Annotated in this window: 14 protein-coding genes and 1 pseudogene; 13 read left to right on the top strand and 2 right to left on the bottom strand. The window is 37.3% G+C overall.

Features of this window, described 5'->3' with window-relative positions; all coding sequences use genetic code 11:
* The first annotated feature begins 46 nt into the window (after positions 1 to 46).
* The 6 genes from trmFO (at position 47) to QM887_RS01545 (ending at position 5,105) form a co-directional block, all read left to right on the top strand.
* Positions 47 to 1,381 (top strand): methylenetetrahydrofolate--tRNA-(uracil(54)-C(5))-methyltransferase (FADH(2)-oxidizing) TrmFO, encoded by a 1,335-nt coding sequence (gene trmFO / locus QM887_RS01570; RefSeq protein WP_414270199.1) that lies wholly within the window; start codon positions 47 to 49, stop codon positions 1,379 to 1,381.
* 86 nt (positions 1,382 to 1,467) lie between these two features.
* Entirely contained in the window at positions 1,468 to 2,202 is a 735-nt protein-coding gene (gene pyrH / locus QM887_RS01565; RefSeq protein ID WP_075229078.1) for a UMP kinase, read from the top strand.
* Between the two features lie 9 nt (positions 2,203 to 2,211).
* A complete protein-coding gene (gene frr, locus QM887_RS01560; RefSeq protein WP_001262232.1) occupies positions 2,212 to 2,769 on the top strand; it encodes a ribosome recycling factor in 558 nt (185 codons plus the stop codon).
* Positions 2,770 to 2,829: 60 nt separating this feature from the next.
* The gene (cvfB, locus tag QM887_RS01555; RefSeq protein ID WP_414270198.1) at positions 2,830 to 3,684 is read left to right on the top strand and encodes an RNA-binding virulence regulatory protein CvfB; all 855 of its coding nucleotides are present in this window, start codon (positions 2,830 to 2,832) and stop codon (positions 3,682 to 3,684) included.
* A gap of 8 nt (positions 3,685 to 3,692) precedes the next feature.
* Positions 3,693 to 3,908 carry a YozE family protein gene (locus QM887_RS01550; RefSeq protein WP_001232087.1) on the top strand — a complete coding sequence of 72 codons (216 nt, stop codon included), beginning with the start codon at positions 3,693 to 3,695 and terminating at the stop codon, positions 3,906 to 3,908.
* Positions 3,909 to 4,118: 210 nt separating this feature from the next.
* The gene (locus QM887_RS01545; protein WP_414270197.1) at positions 4,119 to 5,105 is read left to right on the top strand and encodes a PhoH family protein; all 987 of its coding nucleotides are present in this window, start codon (positions 4,119 to 4,121) and stop codon (positions 5,103 to 5,105) included.
* Here the strand turns inward: QM887_RS01545 and QM887_RS01540 are convergent.
* A pseudogene (locus QM887_RS01540) lies at positions 5,064 to 6,047 on the bottom strand (transposase). The gene QM887_RS01545 and the pseudogene QM887_RS01540 sit on opposite strands and share 42 nt — an antisense overlap.
* Positions 6,048 to 6,322: 275 nt before the next feature.
* On the opposite strand from QM887_RS01540, the gene QM887_RS01535 reads away from it, so the two are divergent.
* The gene (locus QM887_RS01535; protein ID WP_414270196.1) at positions 6,323 to 12,745 is read left to right on the top strand and encodes a S8 family serine peptidase; all 6,423 of its coding nucleotides are present in this window, start codon (positions 6,323 to 6,325) and stop codon (positions 12,743 to 12,745) included.
* Between the two features lie 350 nt (positions 12,746 to 13,095).
* On the opposite strand, the gene ald is transcribed toward QM887_RS01535, so the two are convergent.
* Positions 13,096 to 14,208 (bottom strand): alanine dehydrogenase, encoded by a 1,113-nt coding sequence (gene ald / locus QM887_RS01530; protein ID WP_414270195.1) that lies wholly within the window; start codon positions 14,206 to 14,208, stop codon positions 13,096 to 13,098.
* Between the two features lie 177 nt (positions 14,209 to 14,385).
* Between ald and QM887_RS01525 the strand changes: the two genes are divergently transcribed.
* The 6 genes from QM887_RS01525 to atpB all read left to right on the top strand — a co-directional run bounded on the left by QM887_RS01525 (position 14,386) and on the right by atpB (position 20,469).
* Positions 14,386 to 14,955 (top strand): GNAT family N-acetyltransferase, encoded by a 570-nt coding sequence (locus QM887_RS01525; RefSeq protein WP_414270194.1) that lies wholly within the window; start codon positions 14,386 to 14,388, stop codon positions 14,953 to 14,955.
* A gap of 65 nt (positions 14,956 to 15,020) precedes the next feature.
* Positions 15,021 to 15,662 carry a helix-hairpin-helix domain-containing protein gene (locus QM887_RS01520; protein ID WP_414270193.1) on the top strand — a complete coding sequence of 214 codons (642 nt, stop codon included), beginning with the start codon at positions 15,021 to 15,023 and terminating at the stop codon, positions 15,660 to 15,662.
* Positions 15,646 to 17,874 (top strand): ComEC/Rec2 family competence protein, encoded by a 2,229-nt coding sequence (locus tag QM887_RS01515; protein ID WP_414270192.1) that lies wholly within the window; start codon positions 15,646 to 15,648, stop codon positions 17,872 to 17,874. Before QM887_RS01520 ends, QM887_RS01515 begins: the two co-directional genes overlap by 17 nt.
* A 125-nt stretch (positions 17,875 to 17,999) precedes the next feature.
* Positions 18,000 to 19,286, top strand: a complete 1,287-nt coding sequence (locus tag QM887_RS01510; RefSeq protein WP_414270191.1) for a peptidase U32 family protein — start codon at positions 18,000 to 18,002, stop codon at positions 19,284 to 19,286.
* 233 nt (positions 19,287 to 19,519) lie between these two features.
* Positions 19,520 to 19,720, top strand: a complete 201-nt coding sequence (locus QM887_RS01505) for a F0F1 ATP synthase subunit C (protein WP_414270190.1) — start codon at positions 19,520 to 19,522, stop codon at positions 19,718 to 19,720.
* A 32-nt stretch (positions 19,721 to 19,752) separates the two neighbouring features.
* A complete protein-coding gene (gene atpB / locus QM887_RS01500) occupies positions 19,753 to 20,469 on the top strand; it encodes a F0F1 ATP synthase subunit A (RefSeq protein ID WP_004253312.1) in 717 nt (238 codons plus the stop codon).
* Positions 20,470 to 20,484 lie beyond the last annotated feature (15 nt).

The raw sequence follows: 20,484 nt of genomic DNA, 5'->3' as shown, positions 1-20,484 counted from the left end.
TTGTTTTGATATGAACTTAGGTTCCACCCAAAGAGGTATTAGTGTCGTGTCTCAATCTTATATCAATGTTATCGGTGCTGGTTTGGCAGGTTCTGAAGCAGCCTACCAAATCGCAGAACGTGGTATTCCAGTTAAACTTTATGAAATGCGTGGTGTCAAGTCAACACCCCAGCACAAAACAGATAATTTTGCTGAGTTGGTTTGTTCCAATTCCCTTCGTGGGGATGCTTTGACAAATGCTGTCGGGCTCCTCAAGGAAGAAATGCGTCGCTTGGGTTCTGTTATCTTGGAATCTGCTGAAGCTACACGTGTTCCTGCAGGCGGTGCCCTTGCGGTGGACCGAGATGGTTTCTCCCAAATGGTGACCGAAAAAGTTGCCAACCATCCCTTGATTGAAGTGGTTCGTGATGAAATTACAGAATTGCCGACAGATGTTATTACAGTTGTGGCGACTGGTCCTTTGACCAGCGATGCCTTGGCTGAAAAGATTCATGCTCTTAATGACGGCGATGGTTTCTATTTCTACGATGCGGCAGCGCCGATTATCGATGTCAATACTATAGATATGAGCAAGGTCTATCTCAAGTCTCGTTATGATAAGGGAGAAGCGGCCTACCTCAATGCCCCTATGACCAAGCAAGAGTTTATGGATTTCCATGAAGCTTTGGTCAATGCTGAAGAAGCACCGCTTAATTCTTTTGAAAAAGAAAAGTATTTTGAAGGATGCATGCCGATTGAAGTCATGGCAAAACGTGGTATTAAAACCATGCTTTATGGTCCTATGAAACCAGTTGGTTTAGAGTATCCAGACGATTACACAGGTCCTCGTGACGGAGAATTTAAGACACCATACGCTGTAGTTCAGCTTCGTCAGGACAATGCTGCTGGAAGTCTTTATAATATCGTTGGATTCCAAACCCACCTCAAATGGGGAGAACAAAAACGTGTTTTCCAAATGATTCCAGGTCTTGAAAACGCTGAGTTTGTTCGCTATGGAGTTATGCACCGTAATTCTTATATGGATTCACCAAATCTTCTTGAGCAGACCTATCGTTCTAAGAAACAGCCAAATCTATTCTTTGCTGGTCAGATGACTGGAGTGGAAGGCTATGTTGAGTCAGCGGCATCAGGACTAGTAGCTGGTATTAACGCAGCTCGTCTTTTCAAGGGAGAAAGTCCTGCTATTTTCCCAGAGACAACAGCAATTGGAAGTCTAGCTCATTACATCACCCATGCTGATAGTAAACACTTCCAACCAATGAACGTCAATTTCGGAATTATCAAGGAATTGGAAGGCGACCGCATTCGTGATAAGAAGGCTCGTTATGAAAAAATTGCAGAGCGTGCCTTGGCTGATTTAGAGGAATTTTTAACTATCTAATTTTTTTAAAAGAAATACTCATGATACTATAAAAATCTTAGAAATTGTGATAAAATAGTTTGAATAAAATAAAGGAGCGAAGTCAGGTGGAACCCAAATATAAACGTATTTTGATTAAGTTATCAGGTGAGGCTCTTGCTGGAGAACGTGGTGTCGGAATTGATATCAAAACTGTTCAAGCAATGGCTGAAGAAATTCAGGAAGTTCATAACTTAGGTATTGAGATTGCCCTCGTTATTGGTGGAGGAAATCTCTGGCGTGGAGAACCTGCTGCAGAAGCTGGAATGGATCGTGTACAAGCAGACTATACAGGAATGCTCGGAACCGTTATGAATGCTCTTGTAATGGCAGATTCATTGCAACAAGTTGGTGTGGATACACGTGTTCAAACAGCCATTGCCATGCAACAAGTAGCAGAACCTTACGTTCGTGGTCGTGCCCTTCGTCATCTTGAAAAAGGACGCATTGTTATCTTTGGTGCGGGAATTGGTTCACCATACTTCTCAACAGATACAACAGCGGCTCTTCGTGCAGCTGAGATTGAAGCGGACGCTATCTTGATGGCTAAAAATGGTGTTGACGGTGTCTATAACGCTGATCCTAAAAAGGATAAGACAGCCGTTAAATTTGAAGAGTTGACTCACCGTGACGTGATCAATAAAGGTCTCCGTATCATGGACTCAACAGCTTCAACACTTTCAATGGACAATGATATTGACTTGGTTGTTTTCAACATGAACCAACCAGGAAATATTAAACGTGTTGTATTTGGTGAAAATATCGGAACTACAGTTTCAAATAATATCGAAGAAAAGGAATAAGAAATCATTATGGCAAACGCAATCGTAGAAAAAGCAAAAGAGAGAATGACCCAATCTCACCACTCACTTGCTCGTGAGTTTGGAAGTATTCGTGCTGGCCGTGCTAATGCTAGCTTGCTTGACCGCATCCACGTTGAGTACTATGGTGTTGAAACACCACTTAACCAAATTGCTTCTATCACAATCCCAGAAGCGCGTGTTTTGTTGGTAACACCATTTGACAAATCATCTTTGAAAGATATCGAACGTGCTTTGAATGCTTCAGACTTAGGTATTACACCAGCTAACGATGGTTCTGTTATTCGCTTGGTAATCCCAGCTCTTACAGAAGAAACTCGTCGCGACCTTGCTAAAGAAGTGAAAAAAGTCGGTGAAAATGCTAAAGTTGCTATCCGTAATATCCGTCGTGATGCTATGGACGAGGCTAAGAAACAAGAAAAAGCTAAAGAAATCACTGAAGACGAATTGAAGACTCTTGAAAAAGATATTCAAAAAGCAACAGACGATGCTGTTAAACACATCGACGAAATGACTGCCAACAAAGAAAAAGAAATCTTGGAAGTCTAAGAAATAAACAGAAAAACTCAGTTGGCATTGCTGGCTGAGTTTTATTCGAAAGAAGGAAATATGAATACAAATCTTGCAAGTTTTATCGTTGGACTCATCATCGATGAAAATGACCGTTTTTACTTTGTTCAAAAGGATGGTCAAACTTATGCCCTAGCTAAAGAAGAAGGTCAGCATACAGTTGGTGATACGGTCAAAGGTTTTGCCTACACAGACATGAAGCAAAAGCACCGCTTGACAACTCTAGAAGTGACTGCCACTCAGGAACAATTTGGTTGGGGAACCGTAACGGAAGTTCGTAAAGACTTGGGAGTCTTTGTTGATACAGGGCTTCCTGACAAGGAAATCGTTGTGTCACTTGATATCCTGCCTGAATTGAAAGAACTCTGGCCAAAGAAAGGTGATCGACTTTATATTCGTCTAGAAGTGGATAAGAAGGACCGTATCTGGGGAATCTTAGCTTATCAGGAAGATTTCCAACGATTGGCACGTCCTGCCTACAATAACATGCAGAATCAAAATTGGCCTGCAATTGTATACCGTCTCAAATTATCAGGAACCTTCGTCTATTTACCAGAAAACAACATGCTTGGATTTATCCATCCAAGTGAGCGCTATGCAGAACCACGTTTGGGCCAAGTGCTAGATGCGCGTGTCATTGGTTTCCGTGAGGTTGACCGAACTCTTAATCTCTCTTTAAAACCACGCTCTTTTGAGATGTTGGAAAATGATGCACAAATGATTCTGACTTACTTGGAAACCAATGGTGGCTTCATGACCTTGAATGATAAGTCATCACCAGATGATATCAAGGCTACCTTTGGTATTTCTAAAGGTCAATTTAAAAAAGCACTTGGTGGTTTAATGAAAGCTGGAAAAATCAAACAAGACCAGTTTGGTACAGAGTTAATTTAGGGAGGCTTATGAGAAAATCATTTTACACTTGGCTGATGACCGAGCGCAATCCTAAAAGCAATAGTCCCAAAGCAATTTTAGCGGATTTGGCTTTTGAGGAGTCTGCCTTCCCAAAGCATACAGATGATTTCGATCAAGTCAGTCGTTTTTTAGAGGAACATGCTAGCTTTTCCTTTAATATGGGAGACTTTGATCGAATTTGGCAAGAATATCTAGAACATTAAGACCACTAGATGGGGTTGGGGATAGTAATTTCTCAGCCTCTTTGCTATAATATAGTCATTCAGTTTATCTTTTATGAGAAATTTTCCCATTATTTGGCAACTAGCTTTGTCTGTGACCTATTGTCAAGATGATGGGGACTTGAAGACTAGTTCACCTAAAAGAAAACAAAAATGATAAAACGAAATTAAAGAGTTAGAGAGGTTCTTTATTTGAAGGAACATTCAATAGACATTCAGCTTAGTCATCCAGATGATTTGTTTCATCTTTTTGGTTCTAATGAGCGCCATCTTCGTTTGATGGAGGATGAGTTAGATGTCATCATCCATGCTCGTACAGAGATTGTACAAGTCTTGGGGGAGGAATCGGCTTGTGAGGAAGCCCGCCAAGTTATCCAAGCCTTGATGGTCTTGGTCAATCGTGGAATGACTGTTGGAACTCCGGATGTGGTGACAGCCATTACCATGGTTAAGAATAATGAAATAGATAAGTTTGTCGCCCTCTATGAAGAAGAGATTATCAAGGATAATACAGGTAAGCCCATCCGTGTTAAAACCTTGGGTCAAAAGCTTTTTGTGAATAGTGTCAAGCAACACGATGTGACCTTTGGGATTGGGCCGGCAGGAACAGGTAAGACCTTCTTAGCAGTAACTTTGGCCGTAACAGCTCTCAAGCGTGGACAAGTCAAGCGAATCATATTGACACGTCCAGCAGTAGAAGCAGGAGAGAGCTTAGGTTTTCTTCCAGGTGATCTCAAGGAAAAGGTCGATCCTTATTTACGACCAGTTTATGACGCCTTGTACCAGATTCTTGGGAAAGATCAAACAACCCGTCTTATGGAACGTGAAATTATTGAAATTGCTCCACTTGCCTATATGCGTGGGCGTACCTTGGATGATGCCTTTGTCATTCTCGATGAGGCGCAAAATACGACTATCATGCAGATGAAGATGTTCTTGACTCGTTTAGGCTTTAATTCTAAGATGATTGTCAATGGGGATATTAGTCAGATTGACCTGCCACGTAATGTCAAGTCAGGTTTGATTGATGCTCAGGAAAAACTCAAGAATATTCACCAGATTGACTTTGTTCATTTCTCAGCTAAGGATGTGGTTCGCCATCCAGTTGTAGCTCAAATTATCAGAGCCTATGAACCTCTACCTGTCAAAGCTGAAGAAAGTGAAGAAGAAACAGAATAAAGAAAAAGGTTGGCAAAAACCAGCTTCCAAATAAAACCACACAGTGATTCCAGTCTTGAATATAATCAAGCTGAAAGAAACACTGTGTGGTTTTTGAATAGTGGATGTTTTAGAGGCTAGATTCTTGGCCAACTTGGTGAGATTCATGCTCATAAAGATGAATCCTATCTCTGTTGCGACAGCTTGTTTACCTCTGACATGCACTCTGCGCACGCCAAAAACACTCTTCAATCTACCAAAAACGGGTTCAACATCGATTTTCTGTTTTGCATAGATTCGAGAGCCTTCTTCACTATGTTATGTTTGCTTAAGGAGTTCCTTAAAGTAATTCCAAGTAGGATTATAATGGATTTGTTTCTGATTTCCACTATCTGTTTTAGCTAACTGTTCTAACTCAGGAGTATCTTGAACTTTATCCGCCTCGTAAATCTTGAAATCACGTTGAAAGCCATCCTTATCAGTTCGACTAGAGTAGTTCTTAAAGGAATAAACTAGGCCATCGGGCTTTATAAATCGGTCCGTGTCCTCAAGATATTCCCAGTTCATTGGATTATCTGTGCTCGTCTGGTACTTTTTAGTCAATTTTGATTAGGTTGTTGGCATGTTTACTGAAGCGGAAGTTATTAATCGTTTTATAGCTAACACAGGTATCTTGGCTCAACCATTTCATGGGAATGACATTTGAACGATTTTACGTCCAGAGAACACTTGACGAGCATAAGTGAACAGGATCATCTTCATGAGTATAGCTGGATGAAAGGCAGGGCGACTAATGTGAGAAGTTTCTTCCGGTAGCACTTGGCAAGGAATACTGTCCACAAAGAGGCTAATCATTCTCGCTTCGTGAGTTGATGGAATATCGTAGGCAAGATTCACTTCCAAACTTAACTGAGTTTTTGATGGTTTTAGTAGTGGTTCAACTTCATTCCTACTATTCTTGATGGTGTGAATAATGTGCTTATAATGTATTCCAGTTAACCACGAAAGCTTTGGACTCTACAAAATTAACACACATTAATAAAAAAATTAACCTGTATTAATTTTTTCTTGACTTAAATTTTTTTAATTGATATACTATTTTTCAGAGAGCTAACAATTATATATAAATGTACTACTCTATTTCCTAGATAATACTTAGTAAAACTTTTTATAACAAAGGCTAGCAAAGTTAAAGTTTTCTATCTATTGGAAGTTAAATAAATATGTAAGGAATTAAAATGAAAAAAAGTACAGTATTGTCACTAACCACAGCTGCAGTTATTTTAGCAGCATATGTCCCTAATGAGGTAATTCTAGCAGATACACCTAGTTCTGAAGATTCTTTAAAAATACCTGATAAAGAAACAGTAGTAGTAGGTAAACAAAACGAAAACAAAGAAAAACTTGAAGATATTCATAATGTTATAGAAACTTCAAAGGATACTGAAGAGAAGAAAACAACAGTTATTGAGGAAAAAGAAGTTGTTAGTAAAAATCCTGAGATAGATAATAAAACTAGCAATGAAGAAGAAAAAATCAAAGAAGATTCCAATCAATCCAAAGAAGATAAAGTGGACTCGTCTGCAAGTAAAGACCCAGAAAGTCCCCAAAAAGAGGATAAACTTGTCTATATTGCTGAATTTAAAGATAAAGAATCTGGAGAAAAAGCAATCAAGGAATTATCCAATCTTAAGGATACAAAAGTTTTATATACTTATGATACGGTTTTTAATGGTGTTGCAATAGAAACAACTCCAGATAATCTGGACAAAATTAAACTAATAGAAGGTATCTCTTCGGTTGAACGATCACAAAAAGTCCAGCCAATGATGAATCATGCTAGAAAGGAAATTGGAGTTGAAGAGGCTATCGATTACCTAAAGTCTATCAATGCTCCATTTGGGAAAAACTTTGATGGTAGAGGTATGGTCATTTCAAATATCGATACCGGGACAGATTATAGGCATAAGGCCATGAGGATTGATGATGATGCTAAAGGCTCAATGAAATTTAAAAAAGAAGACTTAAAGGGTACTGATAAAAATTTCTGGTTGAGTGATAAAATCCCTCATGCTTTCAATTATTATAATGGTGGTAAAATTACTGTAGAAAAAGCTGATGATGGAAGCGATTATTTTGATCCACATGGAATGCATATTGCAGGGATTCTTGCGGGAAATGATACTGAAAAAGATATCAAAAATTTTAACGGAATAGATGGAATTGCTCCTAATGCACAGATTTTCTCTTATAAAATGTACTCTGACGCTGGATCTGGCTTTGCAGGGGATGAAACAATGTTTCATGCTATTGAAGATTCAATCAAACACAATGTCGATGTTGTTTCGGTATCATCTGGCTTTACAGGAACAGGTCTTGTAGGTGAGAAATATTGGGAAGCTATTAGAGCGTTAAGAAAAGCAGGCATTCCAATGGTTGTAGCTACGGGTAACTATGCGACTTCTGCTTCAAGTTCTTCATGGGATTTAGTGGCAAATAATAATCTGAAAATGACCGACACTGGAAATGTAACGCGAACTGCAGCACATGAAGATGCGATAGCGGTCGCTTCTGCTAAAAATCAGACAGTTGAGTTTGATAAAGTCAACATAGGTGGAGAAAATTTTAAATACAGAAATATAGGGGCCTTTTTCGATAAGAATAAAATCACAACAAATGAAGACGGTTCAAAAGCTCCTAGTAAATTAAACTTTGTATATATAGGCAAGGGTCAAGACAAAGATTTGATAGGATTGGATCTTAAGGGCAAAATTGCAGTAATGGATCGAATTTATACCAAGGATTTAAAAGATGCTTTTAAAAGAGCAACGGATAAGGGCGCACGCGCCATTATGGTTGTAAATACTGTCAATTACTACAATAGAGATAATTGGACAGAGCTTCCAGCCATGGGATATGAAGCGGATGAAGGGACTAAAAGTCAAGTATTTTCAATTTCAGGAGATGATGGTGTAAAGCTATGGAACATGATTAATCCTGATAAAAAAACTGAGGTTAAAAGAAATAATAAGGAAGATTTTAAAGATAAATTGGAGCAATACTATCCAATTGATATGGCCAGCTATAATTCTAATAAACCGAATGTAGGTGACGAAAAAGAAATTGACTTTAAGTTTGCACCTGACACAGACAAAGAATTGTATAAAGAAGATGTCATAGTTCCAGCAGGATCCACATCTTGGGGACCGAGAACAGATTTGCTTTTAAAGCCTGATGTCTCAGCACCAGGTAAAAATATTAAATCCACTCTCAATGTCATTAATGGGAAATCAACTTATGGTTATATGTCAGGAACTAGTATGGCAACTCCTATCGTGGCAGCTTCTACTGTTTTGATTAGACCAAAGTTAAAGGAAATGCTTGAAAGACCTGCCTTGAAAAATCTTAAGGGAGATGACAAAATAGACCTTACAAGTCTTACAAAAATTGCCCTACAAAATACTGCACGTCCTATGATGGATGCGACTTCTTGGAAAGAAAAAAGTCAATACTTTGCATCACCTAGACAACAGGGAGCAGGCTTAATTAATGTTGCTAATGCTTTGAGAAATGAAGTTGTAGCTACTTTTAAAAACACGGATTCTAAAGGTTTGGTAAACTCTTATGGTTCTATTTCTCTTAAAGAAATAAAAGGAGATAAAAAATACTTTACAATTAAGCTTCACAATACATCAAACAGACCTTTAACCTTTAAAGTTTCAGCATCAGCGGTAACTACAGATGCTCTAACTGATAGACTCAAACTGGATGAAACATACAAAGATGAAAAATCTCCAGATGGTAAGCAAATTGTTCCAGAAATTCACCCAGAGAAAGTAAAAGATGCAAATATTACATTTGAGCATGACACTTTCACTATAGGCCCAAATTCTAGCTTTGATTTAAATGCGGTTATAAACGTTGGAGAGGCTAAAAATAAAAATAAATTTGTAGAATCATTTATTCATTTTGAGTCAGTGGAAGAAATGGAAGCTCTGAACTCCAACGGAAAGAAAACAAATTTCCAACCTTCTTTATCGATGCCTCTAATGGGATTTGCTGGGAATTGGAACCACGAACCAATCCTTGATAAATGGGCCTGGGAAGAAGGTTCAAAATCAAAAACAATGGAAGGTTATGATGATGATGGTAAACCAAAAATTCCAGGAACCTTAAATAAGGGAATTGGTGGAGAACATGGTATAGATAAATTTAATCCAGCAGGAGTTATACAAAATAGAAAAGATAAAAATACAACATCTCTAGATCAAAATCCAGAATTATTTGCTTTCAATAACGAAGGGATCAACGCACCATCATCAAGTGGTTCTAATATTGCTAAAATTTATCCTTTAGATTCAAATGGAAATCCTCAAGATGCTCAACTTGAAAGAGGGTTAACACCTTCTCCACTTGTATTAAGAAGTGCAGAAGAAGGAATGATTTCAATAGTAAATACAAATAAAGAGGGAGAAAATCAAATCGACTTAAAAGTCATTTCGAGAGAACACTTTATTAAAGGAATTTTAAACTCTAAGAGAAATGATGCAAAGGGAATCAAATCTTCAAAACTAAAAGTTTGGGGCGATTTGAAATGGGATGGACTCATCTATAACCCTAGAGGTAGAGAAGAAAATGCACCAGAAAGCAAGGATACCAAAGATCCTGCTACTAAGATAAGAGGTCAATTTGAACCAATTGCAGAAGGTCAATATTTCTATAAATTTAAATATAGATTAACTAAAGATTATCCATGGCAGGTTTCCTATATTCCTGTAAAAATTGATAACACAGCCCCTAAGATTATTTCGATTGATTTTTCAAATCCTGAAAAAATTAAGTTGATCACAAAGGATACTTATCACAAGGTAAAAGAGCAATACAAGAATGAAACTTTATTTGCGAGAGATCAAAAAGAACATCCTGAAAAATTTGACGAGATTGCCAACGAAGTTTGGTATGCTGGCGCCGCTCTTGTTAATGAAGATGGAGAGGTTGAGAAAAATCTTGAAGTAACTTATGCAGGTGAGGGTCAAGGAAGAAATAGGAAACTTGACAAAGACGGAAATACCATTTATGAAATTAAGGGTGCAGGAGATTTAAGAGGAAAAATCATTGAAGTCATTGCATTAGATGGCTCTAGCAATTTCACAAAGATTCATAGAATTAAATTTGCTGATCATGCTGATGAAAAGGGGATGATTTCCTATTATCTAGTAGATCCTGATCAGGATTCATCTAAATACCAAAAGCTTGGAGAAATTCCTGAATCTAAATTTAAGAATTTAAAAAGTGTTAAAGATGATAGCCTAAACAAAGAGACAGCTGAGGTAGAACATCATCAAGAAAAAGAAGAATCTATCGAAGAAAAATCTAGCTTGACTATTCATAAAACGATTTCAACAATTAGAGAGTTTGAAAGTAAAGACTTGAAGAAACTCATTAAAAAGAAATTTAGAGAAGTTGATGACTTTACAAGTGAAACTGGTAAGAGGACAGAAGAATACGATTATAAATACGATGATAAGGGAAATATCATTGCTTATGACGATGGTAGTGCCTTAGAATATGAAACTGAAAAACTTGACGAAATCAAATCAAAAATTTATGGTGTTCTAAGCCCGTCTAAAAATGGACACTTTGAAATTCTTGGAAAGATAAGTAATGTTTCTAAAAATGCCAAGGTATATTATGGTAATAACTATAAATCGATAGAAATCAAAACGACCAAGTATGATTCACATTCAAAAACAATGACATTTGATTTATACGCTAATATTAATGATATTGTGGATGGATTAGCTTTTTCAGGAGATATGAGATTCTTTGTTAAAGATGATGATCAGATAAAAGCTGAAACTAAAATTAGAATGCCTGAAAAAAATAAGGAAACTAAAACAGAATATCCCTATGCATCAAGTTATGGGAATGTAATAGAATTAGGAGAAGGAGATCTTTCAAAAAACAAACCAAATAATTTAAATGAAATGGAATCTGGTAAAATCTATTCTGATTCAGAAAAACAACAATATCTGTTAAAAGATAACATTATTCTAAGAAAAGGCTATGCACTAAAAGTGACTACCTATAATCCTGGAAAAACGGATATGTTAGAAGGAAATGGAGTCTATAACAAGGAAGATATAGCAAAAATCCAAAAGACCAATCCTAATCTAAGAGTCCTTTCAGAAAAAATAATTTATGCTGATAGTAGAAATGTTGAAGATGGAAGAAGTACTCAATCAGTATTAATGTCGGCTTTGGACGGCTTTAACATTGTAAGGTATCAAGTGTTTACATTTAAAATGAATGATAAAGGGGAAGCAATCGATAAAGATGGAAATCTTGTGACAGATTCTTCTAAACTTGTATTATTTGGTAAAGATGATAAAGAGTACACTGGAGAGAATAAGTCCAATGTAGAAGCTATAAAAGAAGATGGCTCTACGTTATTTATTGATGCAAAACCAGTAAACCTTTCAATGGACAAGAACTACTTTAATCCATCTAAATCTAATAAAATTTATGTACGAAATCCAGAATTTTATTTAAGAGGTAAGATTTCTGATAAGGGTGGTTTTAACTGGGAGTTGAGAGTTAATGAATCTGTTGTAGATAATTATTTAATCTACGGAGATTTACACATTGATAACACTAGAGATTTTAACATTAAGCTTACTGTTAAAGACGGTGACATCATGGACTGGGGAATGAAAGACTATAAAGCAAACGGATTCCCAGATAAGGTAACAGACATGGATGGAAATGTTTACCTTCAAACTGGCTATAGCGATTTGAATGCGAAAGCGGTTGGAGTACACTATCAATTTTTATATGATAATGTTAAACCAGAAGTAAACATTGATCCTAAGGGAAATACTAGTATTGAATATGCTGACGGAAAATCTGTAGTCTTTAATATCAATGATAAAAGAAATAATGGATTTGATGGTGAGATCCAAGAACAACATATTTATGTAAATGGAAAAGAATACAAATCATTTGATGATATTAAACAAATAACAGATAAGATACTAACCATTAAGATTGTTGTAAAAGATTTCGCAAGAAATACGACCGTAAAAGAATTCATTTTAAACAAAGATACGGGAGAGGTAAGTGAACTAAAACCTCATACAGTAACTGTGACCATTCAAAATGGAAAAGAAATGAGTTCTAAGATAGTATCGGAAGAAGACTTCGTTTTACCTGCCTATAAGGGTGAATTAGAAAAAGGATATCAATTTGATGGCTGGGAAATTTCTGGTGTCGAAGGGAAAAAAGACGCTGGCTATGTTATTAATCTATCAAAAGATACCCTTATAAAACCTGTATTCAAGAAAATAGAGGAGAAAAAGGAGGAGGAAAATAAACCTACTTTTGATGTATCGAAAAAGAAAGAAAAAACACAATCTGATTCAACTAATGATGTAAGCAGTATTGTTCCTGATAAAAACTTTGAAAATAAGAAGGAAGTTTATCTTAATGAACAAGAGAGCTTAGCTAATAAACATACCAATATTAATAGTAAATCAACTACTAACAATTCTGATAGGTTGCCAAAAACTGGAACAGTTAGAGCAGTTCTTACACCATTCATTGCTGGAATATTGTTTATAGTAGGATCACTCCTTGGATTGAAGAAAAAAGATCAAGATTAGGACAAAAGCTATAGAAAAAATGGTTTATGTACTGAGATTAGCTAGTGTGATGATGAAACAGTTTTGTGAAAATAGCCATTTTTAACTCAAATAGTTAGTTTGCTTTGATATTGATACCCTTTTTGAATTTATGAATGGACTTAGTTTAGGTAAGTAATGAATTGATTGAAAGGGTTAGTATTGACAAATATTGATCACGTTGATTAGAAAATAGAGTCTACCAAAATTTAAATTATAAACTATGACATGAGAAAACGAGCATCTCCAAGAACGGAAATGCTCGTTTTTGAGATTTAGAAGCTAGTTTTTATGTAGCTTCTTATTTTTGTAGTTTTAATTTATAAATCATTTTAGACAAGTTCACTGATTGAAGTGAAGTCACGATCCAAGCCTTCTGCAACTGGTTGACTAGTCAATTGACCTTGGTAAGTTGTAACCCCTTCACGCAAACCAGCATCTTCAAGGATTGCTTTCTTAAATCCTTTACCTGCTAAGGCTTCGATATAAGGAAGGGTCACATTTGTAAGGGCAATAGTAGAAGTACGGGCAACTGCTCCAGGAATGTTGGCAACCGCATAGTGAAGGACCCCGTGTTTTTCATATACAGGTTCATCATGGGTTGTCACACGGTCAGCTGTAGCGATAACGCCGCCTTGGTCTACAGCAACGTCAACGATGACAGAACCAGGACGCATTTGTTGAACCATGTCATCTGTCACTAATTTTGGAGCTTTAGCACCAGGAATCAATACTGCACCGATAACAACGTCAGCTTCACGCACACTTGCTTCAATATTAAATGGGTTAGACATCAAAGTTTGAATTTGGTGACCAAAGACATCTTCAAGTACAGAGAGACGTTTAGCACTGATATCAAGAATTGTTACTTGAGCTCCCAACCCAAGAGCGATACGGGCTGCGTGTGTACCAACGACACCACCACCGATAATGGTTACTTTTCCTTTTGGTACACCTGGGACACCACCTAAAAGAACTCCAGAACCACCAGCTTGTTTCGTTAAGAAGTGAGCTCCGATTTGGACAGCCATACGACCTGCAACCTCACTCATTGGAACCAATAGAGGAAGTTGACCTTCGGTATCGCGTACAGTTTCATAAGCAACACCCGTTGTTTTAGCTGTAAGCATAGCATCCGCCAATTCTGGGGCTGCTGCCATGTGCAAGTAGGTGAAGAGAAGTAAGTCTTCACGCAAGAATTGATATTCACTAGCAAGTGGCTCTTTTACTTTAACAACTAACTCTGCAGCCCAGGCTTCAGCAGCTGTAGCTACAATCTCAGCTCCTTGTTTTTCATAGTCAGCATCAGCAAAACCAGATCCAAGACCCGCATTTGTTTCAATGAGGACACGGTGACCACGACCAACAAGACTTTGTACACCAGCAGGTGTCAAAGCCACACGATTTTCATTATTTTTAATTTCTTTTGGAATTCCAATTAACATAGAGGTTTGCTCCTTATTTTAACATCTAGGTTCTAATACTAAATCATCACAGGAAGTACCCAGCCTTTTCTTGTGATGTTTATATTTTATATGAAACCGCTATAAATTGCAAGAAAAACTTGTAAACCTATTTCTTTTATGTTATTCTTTTACCAACCTATTTTAGGAGGTACAATCATGGAATCACTATTTATCAAATTAGCTAAGCATCCAATCATCGAAACTGAACGCTTAGTACTTAGACCAGTAACGCTCGATGATGCAGAAGCCATGTTTGAGTATGCTTCAAATAAAGAAAATACGCGCTACACTTTTCCAACCAATCAAAGTTTAGAGGAAACCAAGAACAATATTGCTAAATTTTATCTAGCCAATCCCTTGGGTCGATGGGGAATTGAACTAAAAAGTACTGGAGAATTTATCGGAACCATTGATCTGCACAAGATGGATACTGTTCTTAAGAAGGCAGCCATTGGTTACATTATCAATCAAAAATATTGGAATCAAGGTTTGACGACAGAAGCCAATCGTGCCGTCATTAAACTGGCTTTTGAAAAGATTGGGATGAATAAGTTGACAGCCCTTCACGATAAGGATAATCCTGCGTCAGGAAAAGTCATGGAGAAATCAGGTATGCACTTCTCCCACGAAGAACCATATGCTAGAATGGACTATAAAGAACCAGGACGAATTGTAACACGTGTACATTACATTTTAACCAAGGAAGATTATTTTGCAAATAAGTAAGCAGTTGAAAAGATTTTTCAGCTGTTTTTTCTTTCTCTTACGAATAAGCTAAGAGAGGTGAAAATATGGAAGAACTTATTGAGAAAATCAAAGAATATAAAATCATTGTTATCTGTGCTGGTTTGGGTTTGGTTTTAGGTGGATTTTTCCTCTTAAAACCAGTCGCTCAAACACCTGCTAAGGAAAGTAATTTGCAGTCTGAAGTTATAGCTATTCCAAAGGATTCAACGGATGTAAAGGAAGATGGAAATCAGAAGGAAGAGGTGGTGGAGCAAGATCTGATTACTGTCGATGTCAAAGGGGCTGTCAAATCACCTGGAATCTATGATTTGCCAGTTGGAAGTCGTATCAATGATGCTGTTCAAAAAGCTGGTGGATTGACAGATAATGCTGATAGTAAGTCTATCAACCTTGCCCAGAAGATTAGTGATGAAGCGCTGGTCTATGTCCCTACTAAGGAAGAAGCGGCTAACCAAGAGTCTTATTCAAATGCTACTGGAAATAAGGAAAGCAAGAAGGTTAATCTCAATAAAGCCAGTCTTGAAGAGTTAAAACAAGTCAAAGGATTAGGTGCTAAACGCGCTCAGGACATTATTGACCATCGTGAGTCCAATGGTAAGTTTAAGTCAGTAGACGAGCTCAAAAAGGTTTCTGGTATTGGTGCAAAAACGATAGAAAAGTTAAAAGAGTATGTTACAGTGGATTAGTCGCTTTCCAATTCCAAAAATCTATCTCAGCTTTCTCTTGCTCTGGCTTTACTATACAATCTTTTCAGCTAGTTTTTTAGCACTTTTGGGGTTTGTATTTTTAGTATTTTGTCTTTTTATCCACCATCCTTGGAAAGTTGTACTAAAGGTTCTTCTGATTTGTGGACTATTTGCTAGTTGGTTTTTATTTCAAAAATGGCAACAAGAAGAAGCAAGTCAAAACTTGCTTTCTTCTGTCGAAACTGTTCGAATATTACCTGACACCATCAAGGTGAATGGGGACAGTCTTTCTTTTCGTGGTAAAGCTGAAGGACGAATGTTTCAGGTCTATTATAAACTTCAATCAGAAGCAGAAAAAGAAGACTTTCAAAATGTAACAGATCTGTATGATATTACTTTGGAAGGGAAATTAGCTAGCCCTCAAGGGGCAAGAAATTTTGGTGGCTTTGATTATCGCAACTATCTAAAAAGTCAAGGGATTTATCAAACCTTGACCATTTCGAAAATTTCAGATATGAAAACCACGAGCAGTTTGGATATTGGAGAAAATTTATCTAGTTTACGAAGAAAAGCAGTTGTCTGGATAAAAAGGAATTTTCCCGACCCCATGCGCAATTATATGACGGGACTCTTATTGGGGCATTTGGACACCGACTTTGAGGAAATGAATGAACTCTATTCTAGCCTCGGAATTATTCACCTATTTGCTTTGTCAGGAATGCAAGTCGGATTCTTTATGAATGTTTTTAAAAAATCACTCTTGCGTTTGGGTTTGACGCAAGAGAAGTTCAAATGGTTAGCTTATCCATTTTCTTTGTTTTATGCAGGATTGACAGGATTTTCAGCATCTGTGATTAGAAGTCTGCTACAAAAAATCTTGTCCCAGCATGGTTTAAAGGGCTTGGATAACTTTGCTATGATAGTCCTCCTTTTGTTTATAGTCATGCCAAACTTTTTCCTAACTGCTGGAGGAGTTCTTTCCTGCGCCTATGCCTTTATCCTAACTATGACTAGTAAAGAAGGTCAAGGCATAAAAGCTGTTGTCAGAGAGAGTTTTATTATTTCCTTGGGAATCTTGCCAATTTTATCGTTTTACTTTTCTGAATTTCAACCGTGGTCAATTGTCCTAACTTTTGCTTTTTCTTTCTTATTTGACATGGTTTTATTGCCCCTCTTATCAATTCTCTTTTGTTTGTCAATGATATACCCGTTCACTCAGTTTAACTTTATCTTTGAATGGTTAGAAAGTATCATACGCTTTGTTTATCAACTATCAAGTCGTCCGATTGTCTTTGGTCAGCCGAGTGTTTGGATTTTACTGGCACTCTTAATCGCATTGGCATTACTCTATGACCTTAGAAAAAACTTCAAAAGACTAACTTTATTAGCTTTCTTAGTTGCCTCTCTCTTTTTAGTAACCAAGCACCCTATTGAAAATGAAATCACAGTTTTAGCTATGGACCAAGGAAGTAGTATTTTATTGAGGGATATGACTGGAAAGACTATCCTGATTGATGTCGGAAGGGAGAAAGAAAGTGAAAAGAAAGAGGGCTGGCAGGAGAAAGTTTCATCAAGCACTACCCAGCGAAACTTGATTCCCTATCTGAAAAGTCGAGGTGTGGCTAAGCTTGACCAGTTAGTTTTAACAACTGGTGATGCTAAGCAACTAGGAAATCTACTAGAGTTAACTAAGGCTTTTAAAATAGGTGAAATTTTATTGCCAGAGGAGATTTTAGAGCAAAAAGTTTTTGTAGAAAAGTTGAAGAGTAGTAAGGTCAAGGTAGGAGCCATTAAAAAGGGAGAAGACTTGTCTATCTTTGGCAGTAGATTAGAGGTGAGCCATCTAAGCGGAGATAAATCTGGAGAGGTTTCGGACTCCCTATTTCTCCATGGAAAACTCTTAAATCAAACTTTTCTTTTCGCTAAAGATATCAAGGAAAAGGAATTATCTAAGCAATATTCAAATCAACAAGTAGATGTTGTCATAACTAGTCAAACGGCTTCCAAAGGCTACTCAGATTTAGAGAATTTTAATATAATGAATCCTAAACTCATTATCATCTCAGAAGATCAGAAGAAAAGCTTTAAAAACCGACATCAAGCTAGTGTGCTAGAAAAGGGAGAAAAGACTAGTAAGGTTCACCATACCAACCAGCAAGGTGCCATTCGTTTCAAGGGATGGACTACTTGGAATGTTGAAACTGTTCAATAACGTTTTCAGAGAAATCTAAAAATTAAAATTGTCTAAACAATCAATCAAGGCTTGATTTTGCGTCCTGTTTACTATAAAATAGTTAAGATCGGTGTCAAACTTTTATATTGTAAATAGGAGAAAAAATGACAAAAACTTTAAAACGTCCTGAGGTTTTATCACCTGCAGGAACTTTAGAAAAACTAAAAGTAGCTGTTCAATATGGAGCAGATGCAGTCTTTATCGGTGGTCAGGCCTATGGTCTACGTAGCCGTGCAGGTAACTTCACTTTCGAACAGATGGAAGAAGGAGTCCAGTTTGCGGCCAAGTACGGTGCTAAGGTCTATGTAGCTGCCAACATGGTTATGCACGAAGGAAATGAAGCTGGTGCTGGTGAGTGGTTCCGTAAGTTGCGTGATATTGGTATTGCAGCAGTTATCGTATCAGATCCAGCCTTGATCATGATTGCAGCAACAGAAGCACCAGGACTTGAAATCCACCTTTCAACCCAGGCTAGTGCGACTAACTACGAAACCCTAGAATTCTGGAAAGAACTTGGATTGACTCGCGTTGTTTTGGCGCGTGAGGTTTCTATGGAAGAATTGGCAGAAATTCGCAAACGTACAGACGTAGAGATTGAAGCCTTCGTACATGGAGCTATGTGTATCTCTTACTCTGGTCGTTGTACCCTTTCTAACCACATGAGTATGCGTGACGCCAACCGTGGTGGATGTTCACAATCCTGTCGTTGGAAATATGACCTTTACGATATGCCGTTCGGTAAGGAACGTAAGAGTCTCAAGGGAGAAATTCCTGAAGAATTCTCTATGTCAGCTGTTGATATGTCTATGATTGACCATATCCCTGATATGATTGAAAATGGTGTGGATAGTTTGAAGATTGAGGGCCGTATGAAGTCCATCCACTATGTTTCAACAGTAACAAACTGCTACAAGGCAGCTGTTGATGCCTATCTTGAGAGCCCTGAAAAGTTTGAAGCTATTAAGCAAGACTTGATTGATGAAATGTGGAAGGTTGCCCAACGTGAGTTGGCTACAGGTTTCTACTACGGAACACCATCTGAAAATGAGCAACTTTTCGGAGCTCGTCGTAAGATTCCAGAATACAAGTTTGTTGCTGAAGTAGTAGCTTATGATGCTGCAACACAAACTGCAACTATTCGTCAACGTAATGTTATCAACGAAGGCGACCAAGTTGAGTTCTACGGTCCAGGCTTCCGTCATTTTGAAACTTTTATCGAAGACCTTCATGATGCTAAAGGTAATAAAATTGACCGCGCACCTAATCCAATGGAACTTTTGACTATCAAGGTTCCACAACTTGTGCAAGCAGGGGACATGGTTCGTGCACTCAAAGAAGGACTCATTAATCTCTATAAAGAAGATGGAACAAGCGTCACAGTTCGTGCCTAAAAAAATCAAAAATCTGAGTTTTTTTTTCTCAGATTTTTTTTGTTTGCAGAAAAAGTAAAATGTACAGATTTTTTGAAGCTCTTTTGGTAAAAAAACAGCATTTTTACTTTAAAAATAGCAAAAGTAGAAATATTTCTTCTGAAACGCTTACAAGGTATGTAAAAAGTTGACAAAAGCAAATTTTAGGACTAAACTAGGGAGGTAAATTTAATTTTAAAAAAGGAGAATTCGTCATGAATTTAACATTTTTCGGACTTTGTCTTGCCTGTATGGGTGTATCTATTGCAGAAGGAATGATTATGAGTAATCTTTTCAAAGCATCTGCCCGTCAACCTGAAATTATTGATCAACTACGTAGCCTTTTAATTCTTGGTGTTGCCTTTGTAGAAGGTACCTTCTTTGTAACCCTAGCGATGGCATTTGTCATTAAATAGACAACTCTATTTAGAAATGGAGGTGTCAAACCATGGAAGAAAGTTTGAATCCAACCGTTAATATTGGACCAATATCCTTTGATTTGACCCTGCTTGCCATGTCTCTTGTAACTGTTTTGATGGTTTTTGCCTTTGTCTATTGGGCAAGTCGAAAAATGACCATCCGTCCCAAGGGCAAACAAAATGCTCTTGAGATGATTTATGACTTTGTGGTTAGTTTTGCAAAACCAAATATTGGAGATTCATACATCAAGGACTATTCCTTGTTCCTATTTTCTCTATTCTTGTTTATCTTGGTTGCCAATAATATTGGTTTAATGGCAAAAGTACAAACAACAAACGGTTATAACTTGTGGACTTCTCCAACAGCCAACCTTGGATACGATTTATCCCTCTCATTATTGATCACTTTGATTGCTCATGTAGAAGGAGTTCGTCGTAGAGGCGTTAAAGAATATTTGAGAGCATTTGTTACACCTGGCTTTATGACTCCGATGAACATTTTAGAAGAGTTCACCAATTTTGCCTCCTTGGCGATTCGGATTTACGGAAATATTTTTGCCGGTGAGGTTTTAGCAGGATTGCTATTGGCCTTGTCACAACATGCCTTGTATTGGTATCCTTTTGCCTTTATTGCAAACATGTTATGGACAGCATTTTCGATTTTCATTTCATGTATTCAAGCTTATGTATTTACCATGTTGTCATCTATGTACATTGGTAAAAAAATAAATGAAGGGGAAGAGTAAGTAGAGGAGGATTAG

It is taken from the genome of Streptococcus infantis, from assembly GCF_047460875.1.
GTDB lineage: Bacteria > Bacillota > Bacilli > Lactobacillales > Streptococcaceae > Streptococcus > Streptococcus infantis_AA.
Note: the sequence above shows the minus strand (reverse complement) of the source record. Positions and strands in the feature narration are given on the sequence as shown.

Excerpts from the sequence above, each read along its gene's own strand:
- QM887_RS01510 (WP_414270191.1), top strand. The coding sequence starts at position 18,000 with ATGACAAAAACTTTAAAACGTCCTGAGGTTTTATCACCTGCAGGAACT.
- cvfB (WP_414270198.1), top strand. The coding sequence starts at position 2,830 with ATGAATACAAATCTTGCAAGTTTTATCGTTGGACTCATCATCGATGAA.
- frr (WP_001262232.1), top strand. The coding sequence starts at position 2,212 with ATGGCAAACGCAATCGTAGAAAAAGCAAAAGAGAGAATGACCCAATCT.
- QM887_RS01550 (WP_001232087.1), top strand. The coding sequence starts at position 3,693 with ATGAGAAAATCATTTTACACTTGGCTGATGACCGAGCGCAATCCTAAA.
- QM887_RS01535 (WP_414270196.1), top strand. The coding sequence starts at position 6,323 with ATGAAAAAAAGTACAGTATTGTCACTAACCACAGCTGCAGTTATTTTA.
- QM887_RS01525 (WP_414270194.1), top strand. The coding sequence starts at position 14,386 with ATGGAATCACTATTTATCAAATTAGCTAAGCATCCAATCATCGAAACT.
- atpB (WP_004253312.1), top strand. The coding sequence starts at position 19,753 with ATGGAAGAAAGTTTGAATCCAACCGTTAATATTGGACCAATATCCTTT.
- QM887_RS01505 (WP_414270190.1), top strand. The coding sequence starts at position 19,520 with ATGAATTTAACATTTTTCGGACTTTGTCTTGCCTGTATGGGTGTATCT.
- QM887_RS01515 (WP_414270192.1), top strand. The coding sequence starts at position 15,646 with ATGTTACAGTGGATTAGTCGCTTTCCAATTCCAAAAATCTATCTCAGC.
- QM887_RS01520 (WP_414270193.1), top strand. The coding sequence starts at position 15,021 with ATGGAAGAACTTATTGAGAAAATCAAAGAATATAAAATCATTGTTATC.
- ald (WP_414270195.1), bottom strand. The coding sequence starts at position 14,208 with ATGTTAATTGGAATTCCAAAAGAAATTAAAAATAATGAAAATCGTGTG.